This is a genomic window from Enhygromyxa salina, from assembly GCF_002994615.1.
Taxonomy (GTDB): Bacteria; Myxococcota_A; Polyangia; order Nannocystales; family Nannocystaceae; genus Plesiocystis; species Plesiocystis salina_A.
Genome location: NZ_PVNK01000156.1, coordinates 32,028 through 53,655, shown reverse-complemented (window position 1 = coordinate 53,655; position 21,628 = coordinate 32,028). Strand labels below are relative to the sequence as shown.

Genomic DNA, 21,628 nt, shown 5'->3' with positions numbered 1-21,628 from the left:
TCCCGAACTCGGAAGTCAAGCCCTCCTGCGCCGATGGTACTGCAGGGGTCACTCTGTGGGAGAGTAGGTCGTCGCCAGATCTATGCCCCGGACACGAAAGTGTCCGGGGCTTCTTTTATTGGTTCGCCGCTGTGACTCCGGGCGAGCACTCGCTGAGAGGCGAGCGTTTGGGGTGAGCGGAGGGGGCTTGGCCGCCGGAGCGAGGGCCGAGAGGCGAGCGTTTGGGGTGAGCGGAGGGGGCTTGGCCGCCGGAGCGAGGGGCCGTTTTGAAAGGCCCCCTCGAAGACTAGAAGGCCTGAGTCGAACGCGCAGCGCTCGACTCAGGCCGGGCGATGATCTGGTCACGGAGGGTCCGGGCGGACTCGAGGTCGCGAGGGCGGACGAGGACTCGGGTCGGGAGCCACCAGCCAAACAGGTGGTAGAGGGCGCGGTGGTGGAGGGCCTGGACGACGGCGGGCTTGTGCTCGAGGGCCAAGGCGGCGGCGAGGGCGTTGGCGCCGGGGACGTCGAGCTGGGTGGCGAGGGGGACGAGCTCGGGCTCGCGGAGGCGGAGGCGGAGCTCGTGGGCGAGGTCGAGGAGGATCGCGGCGAGGATCGTGACCTCGAGGGCGGGGAGTTGCTCGCGGCCGAGGAGGACGATCGCGAGGGTGAGGAGCCCGCTGCGCAGGAGGCCGCGGCGGAAGATGGCCTGGGCCTCGCGCGCGAGGATGGCTGGGTCGGCGCGGGGGAAGGCTCGGCGCCAGCGCTGGGTGAGGAGCTGCGGGCGCGTGAACACCCAGGCGAAGAGCGCGGTGAGGCCGAGGACCAGGGCGAGGTGGAGCCAGCGGGTCAGCGCGGCGATCCCCTCGGGGTCGAGGGTGGGCGCGAGGAGCTGCTGGCCGACGGCGCTGATCGTCAGGGGCCCGAGGTACAGGGCGTGGATCGCGACCAGGCCGCTCGTTGGGATCACGAGGCCGAGGCCGAGCTCGGGTGCGTGGGTCGGGTCTTGGCCGAGCGGCCTGCGGCCGTGGGCGGTGGCCCGCGCGGGGCGGCCGAGCAGCACGAGCGCGGCGCCGAGGAGGGCGAAGGTGACGATCAGCTGGCGGGGCAGATCGGCGTTGGCGGGGAGCGCGGTCGCGAGCTCGAGGACGAGCAGGGCGCCGAGGGCGATCGAGATGCCGTGGCCGAGGCCCCAGCGCTCGTTGACGAAGGCGAGCGTGAGCAACAGCGGCAGGCCGGCGGCGTGGGTCAGGATGACCAAGGAGGCGCTGGGCACCCCGACGTCGATCGCGAAGAGCGCGGGCGAGAACTCGACCAGCGCGCGGTGGGACATCCAGCCCTTGAACACGAGGCCGCCGAGCGCGAGCAGCAGGGCGAAGACCTGGAGCTTGCGCCGGCCCGCGGGGTCGTCCCGCAGCGCGCGGCCGGCGGGGAAGGCGAGGGCGATGAACTCGACCAGGATCGCGCCGAGGACGAGCCACGACAGCGCGGGCCGGAGGCTGAGCTCACCGAAGCTGAGCGCGCCGCCGAGGGTGTCGACGAGGTCCGAGCCGAGCGTGAGGCGGAGCTCGTCGGGGGCCTGAAAGCCGGGGACGAGGAGCGTGGCGAAGCCCGCGAGCGCGGCGACGAGCACGGCGGTCACGCAGAGGCGCGCGAGGCCAGGCCAGGCCAGCGCGTTGTCGACGGCGGCGGCGGCCTGCTCGAGCGGGCCGTCGCAGCTGCGGCAGCGCTCGACGTGATCCTCGAACTCGGCGGCGAAGCCGTGGCGGACGCGGAACGGACACGCCGGGCTCGGGCACAGCTGCATGCCCCCAGTATAGGGGAGCGTGGGCTCAGGCTCCGCCAGACGCGCTGGCGCCGGCCTTGCCGCTGACGCTGGCGCTGGCCTTGACGCTGACGTTGATCTTGACGCTGGCCTGGGCGAGGGCGGTGGCGGCCGCGGACACGCAGGCGATGGCCTTGCCGCCCGCGGCGCTGAGCTGGCCCTGGAGCGAGTTGCCGGTGTCGATCACGACCTTGATGTCGCCCGCGAGCTGCTTGGACAGGCGCAGCTGGGCCTGGAGCAGCGCGGGCAGGTTGGCCTTCAAGGTCGCGACGAGCTTGGTCATGGCCTCGGTGTTGGCCGAAGAATTGACGTTGAGCTTGGGCGGCTGGCAGCTCGCGCGGACCTTGGCCGAGGCCTCGCAGTTGGCCGAGCAGTCGGCCTTGACCTTGGATTGCTCGACCTCGACCTCGCAGCGCGGGGCCTTCCAGGTGCCCTCGCACTTGGCGTGGCAGGTGGAGTCACACGAGCCCTTGCAGGTGCCCTTGCACTCGCCGACGCAGCGGCCCTGGGCGTCCTTGGCCGAGCACTCGCCCTGGCACTCACCGGTGCAGGTGCCCTCGCACTGGCCGGTGCAGGTGCCCTGGCAGTAGCCCGAGAGCTTGGCCGGCTCGCAGTTGGCGACGACCTTGCCGGGGTCGACCTCGAGCCCGCACTCGGCCTCGCAGTTGGCCTTGAAGTTGGCGTCCATCTGGCAACGCGGCGGCTGGTAGGTGACCTGGACGGCGGCGTTGGCCTTGAGGATCGAGTCGATCTTGGCGGCGACGGCGTTGCACGGGGCGCTGGCCGTGTCGGCCGAGGTCCCGCGGAGCTGCTCGTCGGGCACGCCGAGATCCTTGCCCATCTTGACGCAGGCGTTGGTGACCTTGGCGTAGGCCTGGTCGGCGGCGCGCTGGATGTCCATGCTCGCCTGGACGAACGCGGCGATCTGGGCGTTGAGCGCGGGGTCGCCCGTGAAGCTCGCGCCGATCACCTTGCCGCTGCCCCACTCCGGACACGCGGCGCCCTTGACCGCGCCGTCGACCGAGGTCGGGACCGTGGACGGCAAGCTGACGTCGCAGGCGATGCCGGTGAGCAGCGCGACGACGAACGCGAAGACGTGCAGTCGGAGGCGGACGAGGGCGTTCACCCCTCACTCCTATCACGACTTTCGCGCGGGGTGGGGGCCGTGGTCAGTTGAAGAACTCGGCCGTGAAGGTGGCGTCCCGCGAGCAGGGCAGATCCTTGAGCAGGTTGCAGTCTTCGCCCGTGCAGGTGATCGAGGTGAGCTCGTTGCCGTCGGCCTCGGTCGAGGACGAGAACTCGCCATCCCAGGTCACGACGATCTGGACCGTCGCGTCAAAGCCATCCACGCCGCCGCTGAAGGCCAGGTAGTCACCACAATAGAACTCGGTCCCGTCGATCTCACAGATCACGTCCTTGGTCCCGACCTCGATCTGAAACTGGTCGTCGACGGGGTCGTCGATCGCTACGGTCATCAGGGGATCGGGCAGCAGCGAGTCGTCGCAGCTGTTGCGGACGACAGACTGCTCTGCGTAGGTCCAGGTGCCCGCGCGCGGGAGGTAGGTCGCGGGCTCGTCGCGGACGCAGGCGCTGGCGATGAGGGGCAGGCAGGTGCAGGCCGCGAGCACGGCGGCGGTGAGGCGACAAGGATTGTTGGCCATGGCGAGGAGCTCCGAGGCCATTGAAACACTCGCGCGCGGTCACGAGAAGCGTCGCGTCCGAGGCCGGGTATGCCCGGGCGGATCGGCGACTTGGCGGGCCGTTGCAGGATGCATCAGCGCTGGGGCGGTGTCGTGGGTGCGGCCATGCCCAGCTGCGCGGCGAGCTTCGGGTTGTTTGGACCGACGCGCCAGATGAAGCGGTCGAGCACGTAATGGGTCGCCTGCGGCACGGTCAGCAGCGCGACGACGAGCGCGAGGCCAAACTCGCCGAGCTCGCTGTGGCCGTGGCCAAAGAGGGTCGGGTGGTCGTGCCAGACCAGGCGATCCCACAGGGCCTCCTCGAATACGGCGAGGATGACCAGGAGGCCGTAGAAGACCCCGAAGACCAAAGCTGGCGCGGCCCGGCGCGGCGACACCCTGTGCTCGACCGCCTCGCGACCGCCAGCGACCCAGACCAGCGCGAGGTAGGGCAGGCCGTGAATGAACACGTTGCTGATCGTGAACACGCGGCCGTCGTTGAACCACACGATGCCGAGGTTCCAGCTCAGGGCCGTGATCGCGACCAGGAGCGGGACCATCGGGTGACCGCGACGACCGCGACTGGTTGTCCGCCCTGAGGCCAGCTGGATCCGACGCAGCGCGAACGCGAGCAAGATCGGGACCTGAACCCACACGGCGATCGTGCCGACGATCGTTGGCAGCCCGGCGACGAAGTCCTCGGCCACGAACCAGTGAAAGCGACGCGGGAGCTGGGTGTGCCACCAGATCACGGGGCCGGCGGTCGAGGACCAGACCGCGGCCTTGGCCAGCGCGCGGTCACGGGCCGCGGCCGCGCCGGTCTCACCACCCGCGCGCAGGTACAAGGCGACGAAGCCCTCTTGCTGCTTGATGAAGTGAAACACGGCCACGTAGGCGAGCGCCGTCCAAAACAGGGCCGGCGAGACGGCGTGGACCATGAACCCGAGGAGCAGCACGAGCACCGGGGTCGCGCGCAGCAGCTGGGCGTGGAGTCGGCGGGCCTCGGGGTCGAGGTAGGTCCGGTAGAGCGAGGCCCACACGTGGGCGACATCGACGAGGACCACGCCGACGATCCACAGCGCGAGGCTGTCGTCCTCGCTCGGATCGAGCGACAGGCCGACGCAAAGGGCGGCGAGCAGCGCGAGCGCGCCCGGGATCGCGAACCACCCCAGGTCGAAGCTGGGCGAGACCAGCCAGCGATGTCGTGTCGGAGCCATGTCGAGCTTGATCTCAGCCCCGCCCCACGCGCGCGAGGGCCCAGTCGGCGGCCTCGAGCGCTCCATAGAAGGCCTCCTCGAACAAAGGCAGCCCGCCGACATCGGTCGCGCACGCGCGCACGCGGCCGATCGGTGCGCGGGCGGTGTCGAGGGCGCCGCCAAACAGCAGGCCTGGGATCGGTCGGATCATCGCGTGACCCCAGCGATGCAGGTGCAGGGCCCTGAGCTGCCGACGGATCGCCGGGTGCATGTGCTCGAGCGCGCGCAGGACCTGCTCGGACAGCTCGCGCGCGTCGCTGGCCAGGAGCAGGGCGCGAGCTTCGGCGAGGCCCTGGGGGTCGGCGGCGGCCAGCGGCTGGTAGTAGGTGATCACGGCGCCGGCCTCGATCGCCTGATCGCGGCCCTCTTGGTGGGTTGCGAGGACGTAGCCGAGGTTGCGGGCGGCGGGATCCTCGATGACCGGGACGTTGTCCCACGCGAGCGAGGCCCCGACGCCGCCGGGCGACCGGGTGAGCTCGAGGTTGGCGACCAGCCACGGCGCGTAGCTGAGGGCCTCGGGCGCGAGCGGGTCGCGGCCGCGGGGCAGGACATGGCGCAGGACGAAGCGGGGCGCGGCCCAGAGCACGGCCTCGGCCTCGATCTCGACGCTCCGACCCGCGCTCAGATCACGGACGCGGACGCGGCCGCGCTCGGGGTCGATCGCGTAGACGAGGTGATCCGCGAGCACGCGCTCGCCCATGTCGAGGTGGGCCCCGAGGTGATCGTGGAGCGCCCCGAGCAGCTCCCCGTTGCCGCCGGGCCAGGTCAGCAGCGCGCCGTCGCGGGTGTCCTCGAGCCCCCGGGCCAAGAAGTGGTGGAGGCCGGCGAAGGCCGAGGTCTGATCGAGGGTGCAGCCGTAGTCGTCGCGGCAGGCGTAGTCGACGTACCAGCGCAGGCGCCAGCTGGTGAGGCCCTGCTCGTCGAGCCACGCGGCCATCGACATGCGATCGAGGCCGCGGAGCCGCCCCGCGCTGCGGCGGACGGGCAGGCGGAACAAGAGCTCGCCGCTGCCGTCACGGGCCCGGTCGAGCGCCCGCAGTCGATCCCAAAAGCGCGCCCACTGGTCGGCCTCGTCGGCGGTCTCGCCGTCGGCGGGGTACAGGCCCGGGTGCCAGGTGCCGTGGAAGAAGTGGCGCTCCTCGGGCGCCGCACAGATCGCGGTGGTCCGGTATTCGGGGGTCCCGTCGTGCTCGTAGCCGACGATCAGGCCGAGGTCCGCGAGCAGCGAACGCAGCTCGCTGCACTCGGGCGGCGGGGTCGGGAGGTAGTGGGCGCCCATCGGGTGGGCCGAGCGGGGCAGGGCGCCGCTGCGGGCGGTGCCGCCGAGCGCGGGCTCGAGCTCGAGGATCACGAAGTCGTGCATGCCGGCCTTGTGGAGGCGCCAGGCCGCAGACAGGCCGGCCGCGCCGCCGCCGACGATGACCACGCCGTGCTTGCGGCGTTCATCGATCGGGTGATCGAGGAGCGCGGCCGAGCGCAGCAGGTGGCCGCGCTCGGGGCTCTGGCCGACGAAGAGGGGCTCGACGCTCGCGGCCTCGCGGGAGTCGCGGCAGCCGAGCGAGGCTCCACCGAGGGTGCCCGCGATGAGCAGCTTGCGTCGGCTGAGATCCATCCGGCTCGTCGCGCGACGATATCAAATCGGCTTCGAGAGACCGATCGAGACGTACTTGACGTCGAGGTACTCGTGCATCGCGTAGCGGCCACCCTCGCGGCCAAAGCCCGACATCTTGACCCCGCCGAAGGGTGCCTGGGCCGTCGAGGGGGCCCCGTCGTTGGCACCGACGATGCCGTACTCGAGCGCCTCGGCCACGCGCCACAGTCGCGCGGCGTCGCGGGTGTAGAAGTACGAGGCGAGGCCGTAGGGCGAGTCGTTGGCGAGCTCGATGGCCTCGGCCTCGTGGGTGAAGCGCCGGATCGGCGCGACCGGACCGAAGGTCTCTTCGTGGCTGAGCTTCATCGACGCGTCGACGCCCTCGACGATCGTCGGGCGACAAAAGCGCTGCGTCAGGCCCGGGCCGGGGCTGAAGATCTCGCCGCCGAGGCGCAACGTCGCGCCGTGGCTGCGGGCGTCGTCGATGTGGTCGCGGACCTTGGCGACGGCGGCGTCGTCGATCAGCGGGCCGATAGCGACGCCCTCGTCGAGCCCGGCGCCGACCCGCATGGGCTCGAGCGCAGCGGCGAGCTTGGCGACGAACTCGTCGTAGACGCCGGCCTGGACGAAGAAGCGATTGGGGCACACGCAGGTCTGACCGGCGTTGCGGAACTTGCTCTTGATCGCCCCGGTCACGGCGGCGTCGAGGTCGGCGTCGTCGAACACGATGAAGGGCGCGTGGCCGCCGAGCTCGAGCGAGAGCCTGACGACGTTTTGGGCGGCCTGGACCATGAGCTTTTGTCCGACCTCCGTGGAGCCGGTGAACGAGACCTTGCGGACCGTGGGATCGGCGAAGATCGTCTGAGCGATCGTCGCGGCGTCACCGCTGATGACGTTGAGGACCCCGGCGGGGATCCCTGCCTCGAGGGCGAGCTCGCCGATCGCGAAGGCCGACAGGGGGGTCTGCTCCGCTGGCTTCACGATCATCGTGCACCCGGCCGCCAGGGCCGGGCCGAGCTTTCGGGTGATCATCGCCGACGGAAAATTCCACGGCGTGATCGCGGCGACGACCCCGACCGGCTGGCGCAGCACGAGGATGCGCTGGTCGGGGCGCGAGGACGGCACGGTCTCGCCGTAGACGCGCTTGGCTTCTTCGGCGGCCCAGGTGATGAACGAGGCCGCGTAGCTGATCTCGCCGCGGGCCTCGGCGAGGGGCTTGCCCTGCTCACGGGTCAAGAGCGTGGCGAGCTCCTCGTGCTTGTCTTGCATGAGCGAGGCGAGCCGGGCGAGGGGCTCTGCTCGCTCGCCAGCGGGCAGCGCTCGCCAGGCGGGCAGCGCCGCCCGAGCCGCCGCGATCGCGGCCCGGGCCTGCTCCGCGCCCGCGTCGGGGACCTCGGCGATGAGCTCGTCCGTGGCCGGGTTCGTCACGTTGAGCGTCGCGCCCGAAGGGGCAGTCTTCCACTCGCCGTCGATGAGGTTGCGTGTCTGTACGGGGGTCATCGGTCTGCCGTCTGCCGTCTGCCGTCTGCGAACACTGTAGCTCGATTCGGGATCACCGATCACGCAAGGCGGCCCGGTGTCCGCGCGGGCTCGGCGGTCGGGGCGCTGGCGATCAGCTGCCCGCGCGGCGCGTCAGCGGCCCGAAGCTGTGCAGATCCTGGTCGTAGTAGTGAACCAGCATCTGGGTATCGAGGCGGTTGATCTCGACCTCGCGGCGCCGCTGATCGAGCGGGAACGCGAACAGCGTGGGCACCAGCTCGGGCGTCAAGAAGCGCAGCGCCTCGGGCTCGGGCAGCTCGAAGGCCAGGCCCTCGGGCCGCGCGATCGGGCTGCGGGCCGCGAGCGTGAACCCCCAATCCCCGAAGCTCGGTACGTGCGCGTGATAGGGCAGGGCGTGGAGGTCGGCCGCGTCCACGGTCTCGACGACGCACCAAAAGGCCTGCGGCGACAGGTAGGGCGAGGTCGACTGGATCACCGCGACCCCGTCGGGCGCGAGCACGGCTCGAACCAGGCGATAGAAGGCCCGCGAGTAGAGCTTCCCGAGCGAGAGGTTGTTCGGATCCGGGAGGTCGATGACGATGATGTCCCAGGGCTCGTCGCGGGCGGCCTCGCGCTGGTCCTCGAGCCAGCGCATCGCGTCGGCGTTGTGGACCTTCACGCGGGCGTCGGCGAGCGAGCCGCCGTTGAGCTCGGTGAGCGCGGGCGTCTCGCGGAACAGCCGCGTCATCTCTGGGTCGAGATCGACCAGATCGATCTGCGCGATCGCGGGGTAGCGCAGGAGCTCGCGGATCGCGAGGCCATCGCCCCCGCCGAGCACGAGCACCCGCCGCGCGGGCGCGCTCGCAAGCTGCTCGCGGGCCGCGAACGCGGGGTGGACCAGGCTCTCGTGATAGCGATGCTCATCCGCGCTCGAGAACTGCAGGTTCCCGTCGATGTAGAGCCGAATGTCGTCGCTCCAGCGGGTGATCGTCAGCCGCTGGTAGCGGGTCTTCTGCGAGAAGATCACCGGTGACTCGTAGAGCTGCCGCTCGCCGAAGGTCTCGATCTGGCCCCCGACCACCAGGCACGACCCCGTGATCGCGACCACGATCAGGGCCTGGGCGGTGACCAGCCGCGGCCGGACCAGCTGATGCCGAAACGCCCGCGCCGACCACAGCGCGACCAGGCCGTTGAAGGTTCCAAACAGCAAGCTCGTACGCACGAGCCCCAACCACGGCAGCAGCGCGAGCGGAAAGGCGATGCTCGCCAGCAGCGCCCCGATGTAGTCGAAGGCCAGGACCCGCGCGACCAGATCCTTGAGCTCCTGCTTGCCGGGCATCAGCCGCATCAGCAGCGGGATCTCGAGCCCGACCATCGTCCCGATCATGATCAAGATCGCAAACAGCAGCGGCCGAATCGTGTCGAGGACCGCGAAGCCCAGGAACAGCGCGGGCGCCGAGAACCCGCCGACGATCGCAATCAGCAGCTGAACGTGAACGAAGCGGTTGGCGAGGCGCCGCTCGACGAAGCGGCTCAGCCACGAGCCGAGGCCCATCGCGCTGAGGTACACGCCGATCACGAGCGAGAATTGCGTGACCGAGTCGCCCAGCAAGTAGCTGGCCATGGTCGCGGTGATCAGCTCGTAGACGAGGCCGCAGGTCGCGACCACGAGGACCGAGAACAGCAGCAGCGGGACCGGGGGGGCTCGAGCGGCCGGGGGCTCCGGCTCCGGGGCGTCGGTCATTCAGCCTGCGACGGCGGCGCTGATGATCAGCGAGATCCCGATGATCACCGCGCCGAGGATGATGCCGAGGGAGGTGTTCTGGTCGTCCTCGATCTCCTTGCGGATCGAGAAGGGCGTCAGCCACACGATCAGCAGCCAAAACAGCCCGAAGATCAGCAGCCCGAGGACCGAGTAGATGGCCGCAGACGCGATCGCGGCCAGGTCGACGATTTCTTTGGCGAGCAGAAACATGATCACTTACCTCCGTGGTAGCCGCCGAGGAACACGAAATAGGGCCGCCGGATGGTGACGTTGCCCGTGGGCGTGGCTTTGTCCTGGCGCTCGACCTTGCCTCGATCGGGCGATCGGGTGAGCAGGGCGCCGCGCGGAGCCTCGAACAAGAGCAGCCCGAGGCTCGCGGTCGACAGCAGGATGTAGCTGGCTTTCAGTAGCATGAGATCGGACTCCTACTCTTCCCAGGACGATGACGCGTGGTCGCTGTTGGCCCAGCGCTTGGTCTCGAAGCCCAGCTTGCGGCCGAGGTTGAGCAAGGGGAACAGCGTGATGAAAAACAGGGGCAGGAACATGTAGCGCGTCAAGGGCACGTCGCGCTTGATCGTGAGCTTGAGGGTGTCGGCGACGTCGCCCGCGGTGTCGGTCTGGACCTCGACCTGGAGCAGGTACTTCCCGCCCTCGACGCCGCCGACGATCTGCGAGCGCGGGTTGGTGCCCTCGGACCACGACTCCCCGCCCTCGACGCCGCTCCACGCGTCGACCTCGAGGCCGACGCCGGTCGCCTGCTCGGACTCGAGGTCGACGAGCATGACGTTGGCGAAGGCCCAGGAGTTGCTCATGCCGTAGGCCATGAGCTCGAACTCGAGCGGGGACTGCTCGCCGCGCTCGCCGAACTCGATCTCCTCGGTGATGACCTCGCCGGGCTCGAGCGAGCCGCTGTAGATCAGCTCGTCGTCGCGCGCGCTCGCGTAGGCGATCAGCGCGACGATCCAGGTGACGAAGAGCAAGATCGCGGCGATCCAGTAAAAATGGGTCGTGTAGGGGTTGACCGCCGCCGGGTGGATGCCGTGCTGGGGCGGCGGCGAGCCGGGCATCTGGAACGCGGCCCAGACCTCGGCGGGCTCGATCGGCCGCATCTGCGTGAAGTTGACGTCGCTGCCGTGCTCGCCGTGCTGGACCTCGACCGAGATCATGTTGGGCGGGCACACGTAGTCGTTGGCCTGGGCGACGTCACCGACGAGCACCTGCCACGGGAACTCGCCCTCGACGTAGGTCACGCGGGCGTTGCCCGTGGTGAAGTGCTTGTAGTCCTCGCCGCGCCACTTGGCCACGGGCTGCATCCCGGGCTGGACCTCGGGCGCGCCCGGCAGCGGCCCGCCGAGGCTCCAGACGCCGTCGTTGAGCTGATAGATCAGCCAGCGGTAGCCCTCGTAGGGGTTGAACAGGAGCAGCTCCTGCCACGGGTAGGCGACGCCCTCGGACACGACCTCGCGCCACATGATGCCGATGATCTCCCAGGTGTGACCATCGAGCTGACCGCGCTTGTGCAGGGGCAGGACCGACTCTCGCCGCTGGCGCTGGGCCTGCTGGACGATGTCGAGGTTGCCGCCCTCCTCGGGCTTGCAGATCGTCCCGCAGTAGGAGCACGCGATCTGCTCGACGCCCCCGAACCCGTGCAAGGTGATCGGCGCGCCGCAGGCCGGGCACTGGATCGCGCCGGTCTTGGCCTCCTCGCGGAACAGCTTGGTCGGTGGCGCCTGCTGGTTCACGGATACTCCGGGGTGGCGGGCTCAGGCCCGCGGCGGCTGGGCTGGCGGCCAGCCCTCGAAGCGGCGGAGGGGGAACAGGCCGATCTCCGCGAGGCTCACCGCGCGGCCGACGAAGGGGACCGGCTGATCATGGTTGGGATCGTTGCCCCAGTCGAGGGTCACGAATTCCTCGGCGTAGCCGCGCAGATCGACGCCGAAGAACTGCATGCCCGGGACGGCCTGAAAAGGCAGCAGGCCCTCGGCGCCCTTGTAGCCCGCGCCGCGGCGATCGACGACGACGACCGTGCGCCCGGCGATGCGGAAGGGCTGACCGGGGTGAAAGTCGTGGAAGCTGGGCACGCGCCCGGCGACCTGGTTGGGATCGATCGGCTTGAGGATCGAGTACTGGTTTTGGGCGTCGGCGAGCCAGCCGATGGTGCCGTCGGCGAAGTTGAGGAACCACTCGTTCCAGGTCCCGCGCTCGTACTGGACCTGAAGCCGGCCGTCGACGACGAAGGGCAGGTTGTCGAACTTGCCCTTGGAGTGGAGCAGGATCGGGCTGCCGTTGTCGATCAGCGCGCTGACCTTGCCGATCAATTTTAGGTCGACGCCGGACCGGACGACGGTGCTGTCGCAGTACTCGCACACGGCCGAGACCGCGGTCCCGCGCAGGTTGACCGGGGCCCCGCACTCCGGGCAAAAGACCGGCTGCCCGCTGCTGAGCTGGTTGCCGCCTTGCTGGTACTGACCCTGCTGGTGCGGACCCGCGCCATGATGGATCTGCGCGTGGGGATCGTGGTGCTCGTTCGGGGACATGGGCGAGGCGGGCCAGCCGACTATGCCACACCAGGCGTCAACTTGCGCGCCCACTCGGGCGGCACGAACAGGAGGTAAAAGCAGGCCATCTGCAGGCTGAAATAGATCAGCTGATCCATGGTCACGGCGACGACGAAGTGGAGCCCGAGGCCGAGCACGAAGGCCAGCGGCCGCAGCCGCTTGACGAGGAAGAGCACGGGCGCGAGCAGCTCGAACCACAGCGCGAGCTCTTGCTGCACGGTCCAGGCCCAGTCGGGCAGGGTCCGGACCATCCACGCGGCGGCGTCGGTCATGTAGATGCCCTGGATCTGCATCCACAGCACGTCCTCGCCGCCCCACCAGTCGCCGTGGATCGCCTTGCACAGGCCCGACGCGAAGTACTGGGTCACGACGAGGAGCTGGAGCATGCGCGTGGGCCAGGCGCGCTGGGTCGGGGGCTCGCCGTCCTTGCCCGGTGTCGGCTCGGGCGCGATCGCGAGCACGAACAGGCCGATCACGAACAGGCGGTTGATCGTGAAGGCCGAGATCGGATCGACCATCACCGTGTAGCTGGCCGCGGCGACCAGGACCCACACGACGACCCGACGGCCGTAGCCAAAGATGTAGGCCAGGAGGCAGCCGAAGAACAGCGCGCCGACGAAGGGCAGGGCCGCGCTCGGGATCAGGGGCAGCTGCGGCCCGTTGACGGGATCGACGGCCAGCGAGGGGTGGTAGCCCGCGTCGGTCAGCCACTCGTCGGCGTTGCGGGCCCAGGCCAAAAAGTAGATCAGCATCGTCCACGCGAAGGCCTGGCGAAAGGCGGCGAGCGGGGCGGCGTCGATCGGCGCGTGCCAAAAGCCCGTCCAGCTGGCGCGGGCGCGGGTCAGCAGCTCGCGGGCGCGGGTCACTCGGCCTCCTGCGCTCGGTGCTCGAGCAGATCTTCGACGAGGTAGACCGCGATCACCCGGCGGCGCTTGGGCGGGACCTCGAGCCAGGTCGGGTGGCGCCAGCCCTGCTCGGGCGGATCATCGCGGCTCGGGATCATCCACGCGCGGGTCAAGCGGACGGCCTCGGGCAGGGGCAGCTCGGGGTGCAAGGACGCGTGGCGCTCGACGATCCAGCGGGCCATGTCCTCGGTCTTGGGGCTCGGCTTGCCGCGCCAGGCGACCAGCAGCCGATGCATGCGCGTGCGTCGGCCGAAGGGCTGAAGCGGAAACAGCTCGGCCTGGTCGAGGGTCTCCCAGCTCGGTCGCTCGGGGTAGCGAACCTGGACGTAGTAGCTGCCCCAGGCGCTCGGCTTGTGGGTGAACAGGCACGCGATGTTGTGGAGCTTGGTCAGCAGCTCCGGGGCCCCGGGCAGCGGCCGCTGGGCGACCGTCGAGCGGGCGAACATCGGGATCAAAAACAGGATCAGGAAGCCCGCGACCGCGATGCGATCGCGGATCCGGGGGCGGGGGGCTCCGTCATCGGCCGATGCGACCACGGGTCGCTCCTACCGGGCTGGCGAGCGGGTCGCGGCGGCCGGGCGCTGCGAGCTCGGACGCAGCAGCTGGGTGACGGCGAGCGCGAGCTGCCGCTTGGCCTGCTCGTTGCCGCGACCAAACTCCCACTTGCCCGAGACCTTGCCCTCGGCTGAGCGCGACAGGTGGAGCTTGGCGCGCGCGCCCCGGGGACCGGCGAAGACCACGCTCGCGCCTTCGCCACGCCCGACGCTGCTGTCGATCTGCCAGCCGAGGATCGAGCCGTGCTCGGTCCGGTGCGCGGCGATGCGGTGGAGCCCGGCCCGGATCATCGGCGCGATGCCCTGCTCGTCTTCGGGCAGCCCGCGGCGCCGGGCGAAGCGCTCGCGGCTCGGCCTGGCTCGGAGCTCGCCGCCCAAGACCCCGGCCATGCGCTCGACGACGCCGCCGAGCAGCGCGAGGATCTGGCCCTCGTCGGCCTTGGTCCACGAGTCCACGCGGACCACGAAGTCGCGGTGCTCGGCGTCCCCGCCACCTTCGGCGTCGCGGGGCAAGAACAGCAGCTTGGCCCGCCCGCCGTCCTCGTGAGCCCAGGTCTGCCGCGCCCAGCGATCGAACTCGCTGTCGTCGGCGCTGTGCAGGTGCCAGCCGCCGAAGCGCTCGCGGACCATGGCCACGAGCGCGGCGTCGATCTGATGGATGAAGGTGCGCTGCTCGGGGTCGCTGCGGCGCAGCTTCTCGCGGCTCACGGGCGTGAATTGCTCGGTCCCGCGGCGCTTGGCGTAGAGGCCAAAGAAGCCGTCGCAGCGGCGCTCGAACACGCACGAGCCGCACGAGTCGAGCTTGAGCTTGTCGCTGCGCTTGTCCTCGTACTTGTCCCAGGCCACGACCGAGAGCTTGCCGGGGCCCTCGGCCGAGACCGTGTAGGTCTTGTTGCCGCCGTGGTGGATGCGGTGGGCCCAGTCGGGCAGCTGGCAAAAGGGCAGGTTGCCGATGTTGATGTCGAAGCCCGGCGCCTTCGCGGCCAGGCCCTCGAACATCTGGCGCATGACCCGGCCGAGGTCGGCGTAGTCGGGCATGATCCCGTCGAGGTAGTCCTCGGTTCGCACGCCCGAGTCCCGCGGCCGGACCATGTCGAGGTGGACCTGGCGGATCGGGTACTTGGTGACCATGTCCGGCAGCTTGGCGAGCGAGCGGTAATTTTGCTCGACCACGCACATGTTGCAGGAGATGAACTGGCCGAGCTCGGTCAGGGTCTCGAGCCCGGCGATGATCCGGTCGAAGGCGCCGGGCTTTTTGGTTGTGAAGTCGTGGGTCTCGCGATCCCAGCCCTGGATGCTGATCCGCCACTGGAGCTTGTCCTTACCCAGGGCCATGATCCGATCGATGAACGCCTGCTTGTCGAGGCGCACGCCGTTGGTGAAGATCACGATCGTCGAGAACCCGAGCTCGAGCGCGTACTCGACGGTCGGGAAGAAGGTCGGGTGGATCGTCGGCTCGCCGCCCATGATCGTGACCTTGGTGATCCCGCGAGCGGCGGCCTCGTCGAACTTGGCCTTGACCTCCGGCAGCGGCGTCGGCTTGGCCATGCGGAGCTCGGTCATCTGCCCGCTCACGCAAAAGACGCAGCGGTTGTTGCAGACGTGGCTGAGCTGGATCTCGAAGCGCTCGGTGGGTTCCATGGTGAAGGACGCGGCGGTCGGGCGATGCTAGCAAGAAGATCATTCGACCCCCACGACCGTCTGCGACTTTGCCACGCAGGGCCGGTCGCTGCGCTCCCTCGCTCGGTGGGCTGCGTGGACCCCTCGAGGGGGTCCAACGCAGTTTTCTGTGTCCATGGGGCGGGCGACGCGCGGAGGAGGTTCGTCGATGAGGCTGAGTCTTGGCCGTTGGGGATCCGCGCATGGTTGGAGGAGGTCCGAGTTCGGGGCGTCGCGTCTCCATCGTTCGTTGATGAGGCTGAGACTTGGCCGTTGGGGTCCGCGCATGGCTGGAGGAGGTCCGAGTTCGGGGCGTCGCGTCTCCATCGTTCGTTGATGAGGCTGAGTCTTGGCCGTTGGGGATCCGCGCATGGCTGGAGGAGGTCCGAGTTCGGGGCGTCGCGTCTCCATCGTTCGTTGATGAGGCTGAGTCTTGGCCGTTGGGGTCCGCGCAAGGCTGGAGGAGGTCCGAGTTCGGGGCGTCGCCTCTCCATCTGGGGTGCGGAAGGCTCTTGGTGCGACATCGCCATGTCGGTCGGGTGGGCGTCGAAGGTGCTTTTCGTACGGCGATACCCCGAACTCGGACCACCTCCAGCCTTTCTTGCGCTCTGCTCATTGCGGGGGGTGACCCCGCTCCGAAGCGCTGGGGGGCATCTCGGCGGCCATGCATGGCAAAGTTGCAGACGCTTGGGGGCGCTAAAGGAGCCCCCTTTAGGGGGCCACGGAGACCACGGCGAAGCTCATACCAGCCCACCGAGGGAGGGAGCGCAGCGACCGAGCGACCGGCCGCTTGCGGCCGTGCGTGGCAGAGTCGCAGATGGTCGGGGGGGTCTAAAGGAACCCGCCGTGCGTGGCAGAGTCGCAGATGGTCGGGGGGGTCTAAAGGAGCCGGGGTCTAAAGGAATCCGTCGGCGCTGTTGAGCGCTCGGAGCTCGTTGGTGCCGAACAGCTCCTGGTAGGCGGCCCAGGTCGTTGGGCAGACTTGGGCGAGGGCACACTCGGCGCACTGCGGGGCGTGTGGGCGGACCTGGCGGTGGTGATCGGCGAAGCTCGCGTGGCGGCGGTGGAGATCGACGACCTGCACGTCGACGAAGTCACGGGCGGTCTCGGCGGCGGCGCGGTCTTCGGGATCGAGCTGACACAGCGGGACGGCCTCGGTCGAGGCGGCGAGGCCGAGGGCGCGGGCGCGGCGCAGTGCGGCGCGAATCGCGGGGCCGGCGTCGTCGAGGCGCGCGAGGACCTCGGTCCGCCAGCGCCCGTCCACGCGCACGGGGCGGGTGAAATTGAGCTGAACCCGCGCGAGCCCGAGCTCGGCGACGAGCTCGACCATCGCAACGAGCTCGTCGAGGTTGGCGGCGAGGACCGCGATCGTGACGAGGTGGCCGAGCTGCGGCCGCGCGGCCAGGAGCCGGAGGCCGGCGACGGTCTGATCGAAGGCGCCCTCGTCGGCCGAGATCGCGTCGTGGGTCGAGGCGCGCGCGCCGAACAGGGAGACCTCGAAGAAGTCGACGCCGGCGCGCACGAGGCGGTCGAGGTAGTCGGGGTAGCACAGCAGTCGACCGTTGGTCTGGATCTGCACGAGCCGGTAGCCGATCCGACGGGCGGCCTGGGCGAGCTTGGCCAGCTCCGGGCGCAGGGTCGGCTCACCGCGCATGATCACGAGCTCATCACAGCCGCGCTTGCGGGCTTCGACGATCTCGCCGAGCGCTTGCCTGGCGTCGCGTGCTTCGTGGGCCTCGACGTCGGCGACGGTGCAGTGCGTGCAGGCGCTGTTGCACTGGGTCGTCAAGCGCAGCATCACGCGGGCCACCGTGACATCCTGATGTTGTCGGGGACCTTGGTCAAACCCCGGTGTTATGGTCCCAACCCAGATGCGGTGGGCACCCAGGTCGAGGCAGGAACTTCTCTCATGAGCTGGGTGGAGAGGTTCTCGACGTCGGCGAAGATCTCGGCGCTGCCCGGTCGCGCGCAGCTCGAGGCTCACGCGCTCGCGCTCGCAGACCCGGCGTCCGCGGGGGCTGCGCCCACACCCGCGCTCGACGGCGCCAACGAGCTCGCGCAGTGGCGCGTGGCCCTCGCTCGGACAGAGCTGCTGGCCTCGTTCGGGCTGCAGGAGCGCGAGGCTGAGGTCACCGTGCTGAGCTTCGGCGCCGGGCCGAGCGTGGCGCTGTGCGGACCCGGGGGCGAGCCGCTGGCGCTGGACTGTGAGCTCGAGACGCTCGAGGACACGCGGCTGCTGATCGAGCTGAGCACCCGCGAGCTCGTGGTCACGGGCGACGCCGGTCAGCTGTGGGCGCTCGCGCGGCTGGTCGAGCGCCACGGCGTCAAGCTCGACGCGCGCGCGCTGGTCGTCGATCAGCTTCCGGTGTTGCCGGCCGCAGCTTCGCGGCTCCACGAGCGCTTCGGGGCTCTCGTCGGTGAGGGCCTGCGCGCAAAGGATGGTGGGTGGCTGGCGATCGCCCCCAAGCGCGGTGAGCTCCTGATTCGGATCCGCCCCGCCGAGTCGCTCGGCGTCCTCGGTCGCAATGGTGAACGGATCGCGCCTGGGCAGTGGGGTCTGGTCGAGGCTTGGCGCGCGGGCCCCGACGGTGCCATGGCCGCGGCGCCAGTGTGGGGCCGAGAGCAGGCCAGCCGCGCAGGTCAACCGGGCCTCGAGCTCGGCGTGTCCGCGACGCCGCTCGGGTCGAGTGAGCGCCCCGATCTGCAGACGGGTGACCTCCACGACTTGCTCACCACGCTCCCGGTGTTCGCGTATCAGGTCCGCTTCAGCCCCGACGGCACCTTCTCCATGAAGATCTCGCTCGTGCCTGGTTGCGATCGAGCCGAGGCCGAGGCCACGATCCTCGCGGCGATCGAGCTCGGCGTCGCGGCGGAGGCCGTCACCTTCGTGGAGCCGGGCGTCGAGTTGCCCGGCCGGCGCGTGATCGATGAGCGTGGGGGCCACGCCGGGCGCGTGGTCGTGGTCTGGGCCGGCGAGCCGGGGTCCGAGGCCCGGCGCGCGGCCTGGCGCGAGGCCATGACCGGCGGGGCGGCGGGCGTCGAGCGGATCCGCCTGGTCGACGCCCGCACCGGCGAGGAGGTCGAGGGGGTCGCGGGCGAGGTCGCGGTCGAGCTTCGAAGCGAGCGCGCGCGCGCCTCGGAGATGTTTTGGACCGGCGAGGTCGAGGGGGTCGTGGCCGTCGGCGATCCGAGCGCCGAGAGCTCGGTCGAGGCCGAGGGCTGGATCTCGCTCTTGGATGGCGACGACGAGCACGAGCCCGTGTTGATCGCGGGGGTCGAGCGGGCGCGGGTCGGCCACGTGCAGGCCCTGTTCGCGACCGGTGAGGTCGCGCCCGAGCTAGCGAGCGCGTTCCTGGACGGCGTCGACCTCCAGCCCTACTCGCGGCCGACGCTCGCGCGGGGGCGGACCGGGCTCGAGGATCTTCGCACGCTGTGGGTCGATGACGCGCGCTGCGTCGGGGCTGGCGACTGCGCGCGGATCTGTCCGACCAACGCGATCGAGCTGCGCGGCGAGCCCCTGCGCCCGGTCATCGACGATGCCGCGTGCATTCGCTGCCAGCTGTGCTGTGAGCGCTGCGAGACCGGTGCGCTGCGCCCCCTCACGAACGACGACGCCGGGATCCCCGGGCCCTTGCTGATGCGTGAGGCCGAGCTCGTGCGCTCGGTCCGACGGCGCGCGCGGCCGCGAGCGCTGACCGGCAAGCTGGTCGAGCCGCCCGCCGACCTCGACCCCCGCGCGGACGCGGCCGGCTCGGGGCCCGGGACGGCGGCGGCGGCCGGGGCCCCGGCGGTCGTCCGACGCAAGCCCAGCGTCGTGCTCGGACTCGCGACGGTCACGCTGATGGAGCACGCCGCCGCGCTGCTCGTCGACGGCGAGCTCGTCAGCGCCGTCGAGGAGGAGCGCCTCGCCCGAGATCGCCACTACACCTGGAGGCACCCCGAGCGGCCCGGGACCTCGCTGTCCTCGGACGCCTGCCTCCGGCTCGAGGAGTCGTGGCCGCCGCGGGCGATCGACGCGGTCCTGCGCACCGCGGGGCTGACCATGGACGAGGTCGACCTCGTCGCGGTCAACGGGATCCCGGCTCGCTATCGCGAGAGCTTCGTCGGCGGTGGCGGCTGGCGCCCGCCGCCGGTCCTGCGCGCGAACGGCATCGTGCACGTGCCCCACCACATGTCGCACGCGGCCTGCGTCTACGGGCTCTCGGACTTCGACGACGCCTGGATCCTCTCGATCGACGGCCGCGGTGACTACGAGACCGCGACGATCTGGCGGGCCGAGGGGCACGAGCTCGAGGTCGTCGACGCGGTCCCGTGGCTGCCGGACTGCTCCTTCGGCGGGGTCTACGAGACGGTCACGCGCGTGCTCGGCTTCGGCGGCCACGGGCAGGGCTCGACGATGGCGCTCGCGGCCCTCGGCGAGCCGACGATCGATCTGTCGGCGTGCATGTCACTCAATCACGACCACGAGCCGGTGCTCTCGGAGTGGGCGACGGAGAAGCTCTTCGAGCGCTACGCCCGGGCCTACGACGAGCCGATCCGCGACGAGCACCGTGATCTCGCCGCCTCGATCCAGCTCGCGCTCGAGACCACGGTCGGCGGCTACCTCGCCCGCCACGCGGGCGCCGACCTGCGCGACCAGAGGCTCGCGCTGTGCGGTGGGGTCGCGCTCAACTGCCGCATGAACGGGACCCTCCGCGATCGCTTTTCGCCGGCCGACATGTACGTCCCGCCCGGGGCCAACGACGCCGGGACCGCGATCGGTGCGGCGGTCATCGGCCACCGCGAGCTGACCGGTGAGCTCCCCCGCCTCGGCCTCGGCCACACCCACCTCGGGCCCTCGTGGTCCGACGACGCGATCGTCCGCGCGCTCGAGCGCATGCGCGTGCCCTTTACGCGGATGCGAGACGTCGGCGGGCAGACGGCCGAGCTGCTCGCGGCTGGCAAGATCATCTGTTGGTTCCAGGGCCCGATGGAGTTCGGGCCGCGGGCGCTCGGCGGGCGCAGCATCATCGCCGATCCGCGCGACGAGGCGCTCAAGGCCCGGCTCAACCTCATGAAGTCGCGGGAGGCGTGGCGGCCCTTCGGGTCCTCGGTCCTCGCCGGGCGCCAGGGCCAGTGGTTCGTCCAGGACTGGGACAGCCGGTTCATGTTGTTCGCCGTCGACGTGCGGCCCGACAAGCGCGATCAGATCCCCGTTGTCGTCCACGCCGACGGCAGCACCCGCCCGCAGGTCGTCCACGCCGAGCACCACCCGCGCTACCACGCGATGATCGCGGCCTTCGAGCAGCGCACGGGCGTGCCGATGGTCGTCAACACGAGCTTCAACCGCGGCGGCGAGGCGATCGTCTGCAACCCGGTCGAGGCGATGCGCAGCTTCGTCGGTCTCGGCGCCGACGCGATCGTGCTCGGCGACTGCCTCGTTCGGCGTGAGCAGCTCCGGCGCGTCGGCAGGCGATGACCGGCCCGAGCAGCGTCCGCCGTCTCGCCCTCGATCGGCCCCTCGATCTCGGCCACACGCTGCTGCTCGGTGACCTCGGCCGCGCCAACCCAACGCTGCGGCGGCCGAGCCCCGGTGAATTGTTGCGCGCGCAGTGGACCCCGGACGGCGCGGTGAGCTTTCGGCTCGCGCTCGTCTCGGGCGCCGTCGAGGCCGAGGCCTGGGGGCCCGGACGGAGGTGGCTGCTCGACGAGCTCCCGCGCCACCTCGGCCTCGACGATCGAGCGCCAGCCTTCGAGGGCAAGCTTGGTCGGGTCCAGCGTCGGCTGCCCGGCGTGCGTCGTGGTCGGACCCTCGACGTGTTCGATCTCCTCGTCGGGTGCGTGATCCGCCAGCGCGTGGCCTGGCGCGACGCGGTCACCAGTCAGGTCGAGATGCTGCGCGCCCACGGCTCGCCCGCGCCCGGGCCCCTCGACCTGCGCCTGCCCCTGTCGGCCGCGCAGTGGGGCACGCTGACGAGCGCGGATCTGGCCGGCTTCGGGCTCGACCGCAAGCGAGCCAAGACCGCGCTCGGTCTGGCCGCGCGCGCCGATCGGATCCGCGGCTGGGCCTCGCTCCCACACGAGACCTTCGCCGCCCGGCTCGAGGCCTTCCCCGGCGTCGGCCCGTGGACCCGGGCGATGGTCCAGGGCCACGGCCTCCAACACCACGACGCGGTCCCGCTCGGTGACTACGTCCTGCCGTCGATGATCTCGTGGTTTTTCGCCCGCGAGCCCCGTGGCGACGACGCGCGCATGGTCGAGCTGCTCGAGCCCTACCGCGGCCAACGCTTCCGCGTGATCCACCTGTTGTGGGCCGCGGGCGTCCACGCGCCCCGCTTCGGCCCCCGCATCCGCGGCGTACGCCCCTGAGGCCTCACCGGTGCCTCACCGGTGCCTCAC

At 70.6% G+C, this 21,628-nt stretch carries 17 protein-coding genes and 1 rRNA gene; 3 read left to right on the top strand and 15 right to left on the bottom strand.

Features of this window, described 5'->3' with window-relative positions:
- Positions 1–80: ribosomal RNA gene (rrf, locus tag ENSA5_RS17155) — 5S ribosomal RNA — on the top strand; the annotation flags it as partial.
- A gap of 206 nt (positions 81–286) precedes the next feature.
- On the opposite strand, the gene ENSA5_RS17150 is transcribed toward rrf, so the two are convergent.
- From ENSA5_RS17150 to ENSA5_RS17080, 15 genes are all read right to left on the bottom strand, one after another.
- Positions 287–1,786: a hypothetical protein gene (locus ENSA5_RS17150; protein ID WP_106392749.1), complete on the bottom strand. Its 1,500-nt coding sequence runs from the start codon at positions 1,784–1,786 to the stop codon at positions 287–289.
- A 25-nt stretch (positions 1,787–1,811) separates the two neighbouring features.
- Positions 1,812–2,930 (bottom strand): hypothetical protein, encoded by a 1,119-nt coding sequence (locus tag ENSA5_RS17145; protein WP_106392748.1) that lies wholly within the window; start codon positions 2,928–2,930, stop codon positions 1,812–1,814.
- A 43-nt stretch (positions 2,931–2,973) separates the two neighbouring features.
- The gene (locus ENSA5_RS17140; RefSeq protein ID WP_106392747.1) at positions 2,974–3,486 is read right to left on the bottom strand and encodes a hypothetical protein; all 513 of its coding nucleotides are present in this window, start codon (positions 3,484–3,486) and stop codon (positions 2,974–2,976) included.
- A 92-nt stretch (positions 3,487–3,578) separates the two neighbouring features.
- Positions 3,579–4,700 carry a hypothetical protein gene (locus ENSA5_RS17135; RefSeq protein ID WP_146155795.1) on the bottom strand — a complete coding sequence of 374 codons (1,122 nt, stop codon included), beginning with the start codon at positions 4,698–4,700 and terminating at the stop codon, positions 3,579–3,581.
- A 13-nt stretch (positions 4,701–4,713) separates the two neighbouring features.
- Positions 4,714–6,351 carry an FAD-dependent oxidoreductase gene (locus ENSA5_RS17130; RefSeq protein WP_106392745.1) on the bottom strand — a complete coding sequence of 546 codons (1,638 nt, stop codon included), beginning with the start codon at positions 6,349–6,351 and terminating at the stop codon, positions 4,714–4,716.
- Between the two features lie 21 nt (positions 6,352–6,372).
- Positions 6,373–7,830 carry an NAD-dependent succinate-semialdehyde dehydrogenase gene (locus tag ENSA5_RS17125; protein ID WP_106392744.1) on the bottom strand — a complete coding sequence of 486 codons (1,458 nt, stop codon included), beginning with the start codon at positions 7,828–7,830 and terminating at the stop codon, positions 6,373–6,375.
- Between the two features lie 112 nt (positions 7,831–7,942).
- Entirely contained in the window at positions 7,943–9,553 is a 1,611-nt protein-coding gene (locus ENSA5_RS17120; protein WP_106392743.1) for a polyamine aminopropyltransferase, read from the bottom strand.
- A complete protein-coding gene (locus ENSA5_RS17115) occupies positions 9,554–9,784 on the bottom strand; it encodes a DUF350 domain-containing protein (protein ID WP_106392751.1) in 231 nt (76 codons plus the stop codon).
- Between the two features lie 2 nt (positions 9,785–9,786).
- Entirely contained in the window at positions 9,787–9,987 is a 201-nt protein-coding gene (locus ENSA5_RS17110; RefSeq protein ID WP_106392742.1) for a hypothetical protein, read from the bottom strand.
- Positions 9,988–9,999: 12 nt separating this feature from the next.
- Entirely contained in the window at positions 10,000–11,316 is a 1,317-nt protein-coding gene (locus tag ENSA5_RS17105; RefSeq protein WP_106392741.1) for a DUF4178 domain-containing protein, read from the bottom strand.
- 21 nt (positions 11,317–11,337) lie between these two features.
- Entirely contained in the window at positions 11,338–12,111 is a 774-nt protein-coding gene (locus ENSA5_RS17100) for a DUF4178 domain-containing protein (RefSeq protein ID WP_106392740.1), read from the bottom strand.
- A gap of 20 nt (positions 12,112–12,131) precedes the next feature.
- Positions 12,132–12,998: an HTTM domain-containing protein gene (locus tag ENSA5_RS17095; protein WP_106392739.1), complete on the bottom strand. Its 867-nt coding sequence runs from the start codon at positions 12,996–12,998 to the stop codon at positions 12,132–12,134.
- Positions 12,995–13,573 (bottom strand): hypothetical protein, encoded by a 579-nt coding sequence (locus ENSA5_RS17090; RefSeq protein WP_106392738.1) that lies wholly within the window; start codon positions 13,571–13,573, stop codon positions 12,995–12,997. Before ENSA5_RS17090 ends, ENSA5_RS17095 begins: the two co-directional genes overlap by 4 nt.
- A gap of 9 nt (positions 13,574–13,582) precedes the next feature.
- Entirely contained in the window at positions 13,583–15,232 is a 1,650-nt protein-coding gene (locus ENSA5_RS17085; RefSeq protein ID WP_106392737.1) for a radical SAM protein, read from the bottom strand.
- Positions 15,233–16,145: 913 nt separating this feature from the next.
- The gene (locus tag ENSA5_RS17080) at positions 16,146–17,060 is read right to left on the bottom strand and encodes a radical SAM protein (RefSeq protein ID WP_106392736.1); all 915 of its coding nucleotides are present in this window, start codon (positions 17,058–17,060) and stop codon (positions 16,146–16,148) included.
- Positions 17,061–17,168: 108 nt separating this feature from the next.
- Here ENSA5_RS17080 and ENSA5_RS17075 point away from each other — a divergent pair, with 108 nt between their 5' ends.
- Positions 17,169–20,708, top strand: coding sequence for a carbamoyltransferase C-terminal domain-containing protein (locus tag ENSA5_RS17075; RefSeq protein WP_181197848.1), 3,540 nt, complete (start codon positions 17,169–17,171; stop codon positions 20,706–20,708).
- Positions 20,705–21,598 (top strand): DNA-3-methyladenine glycosylase family protein, encoded by an 894-nt coding sequence (locus tag ENSA5_RS17070; protein ID WP_106392734.1) that lies wholly within the window; start codon positions 20,705–20,707, stop codon positions 21,596–21,598. Before ENSA5_RS17075 ends, ENSA5_RS17070 begins: the two co-directional genes overlap by 4 nt.
- Positions 21,599–21,628 lie beyond the last annotated feature (30 nt).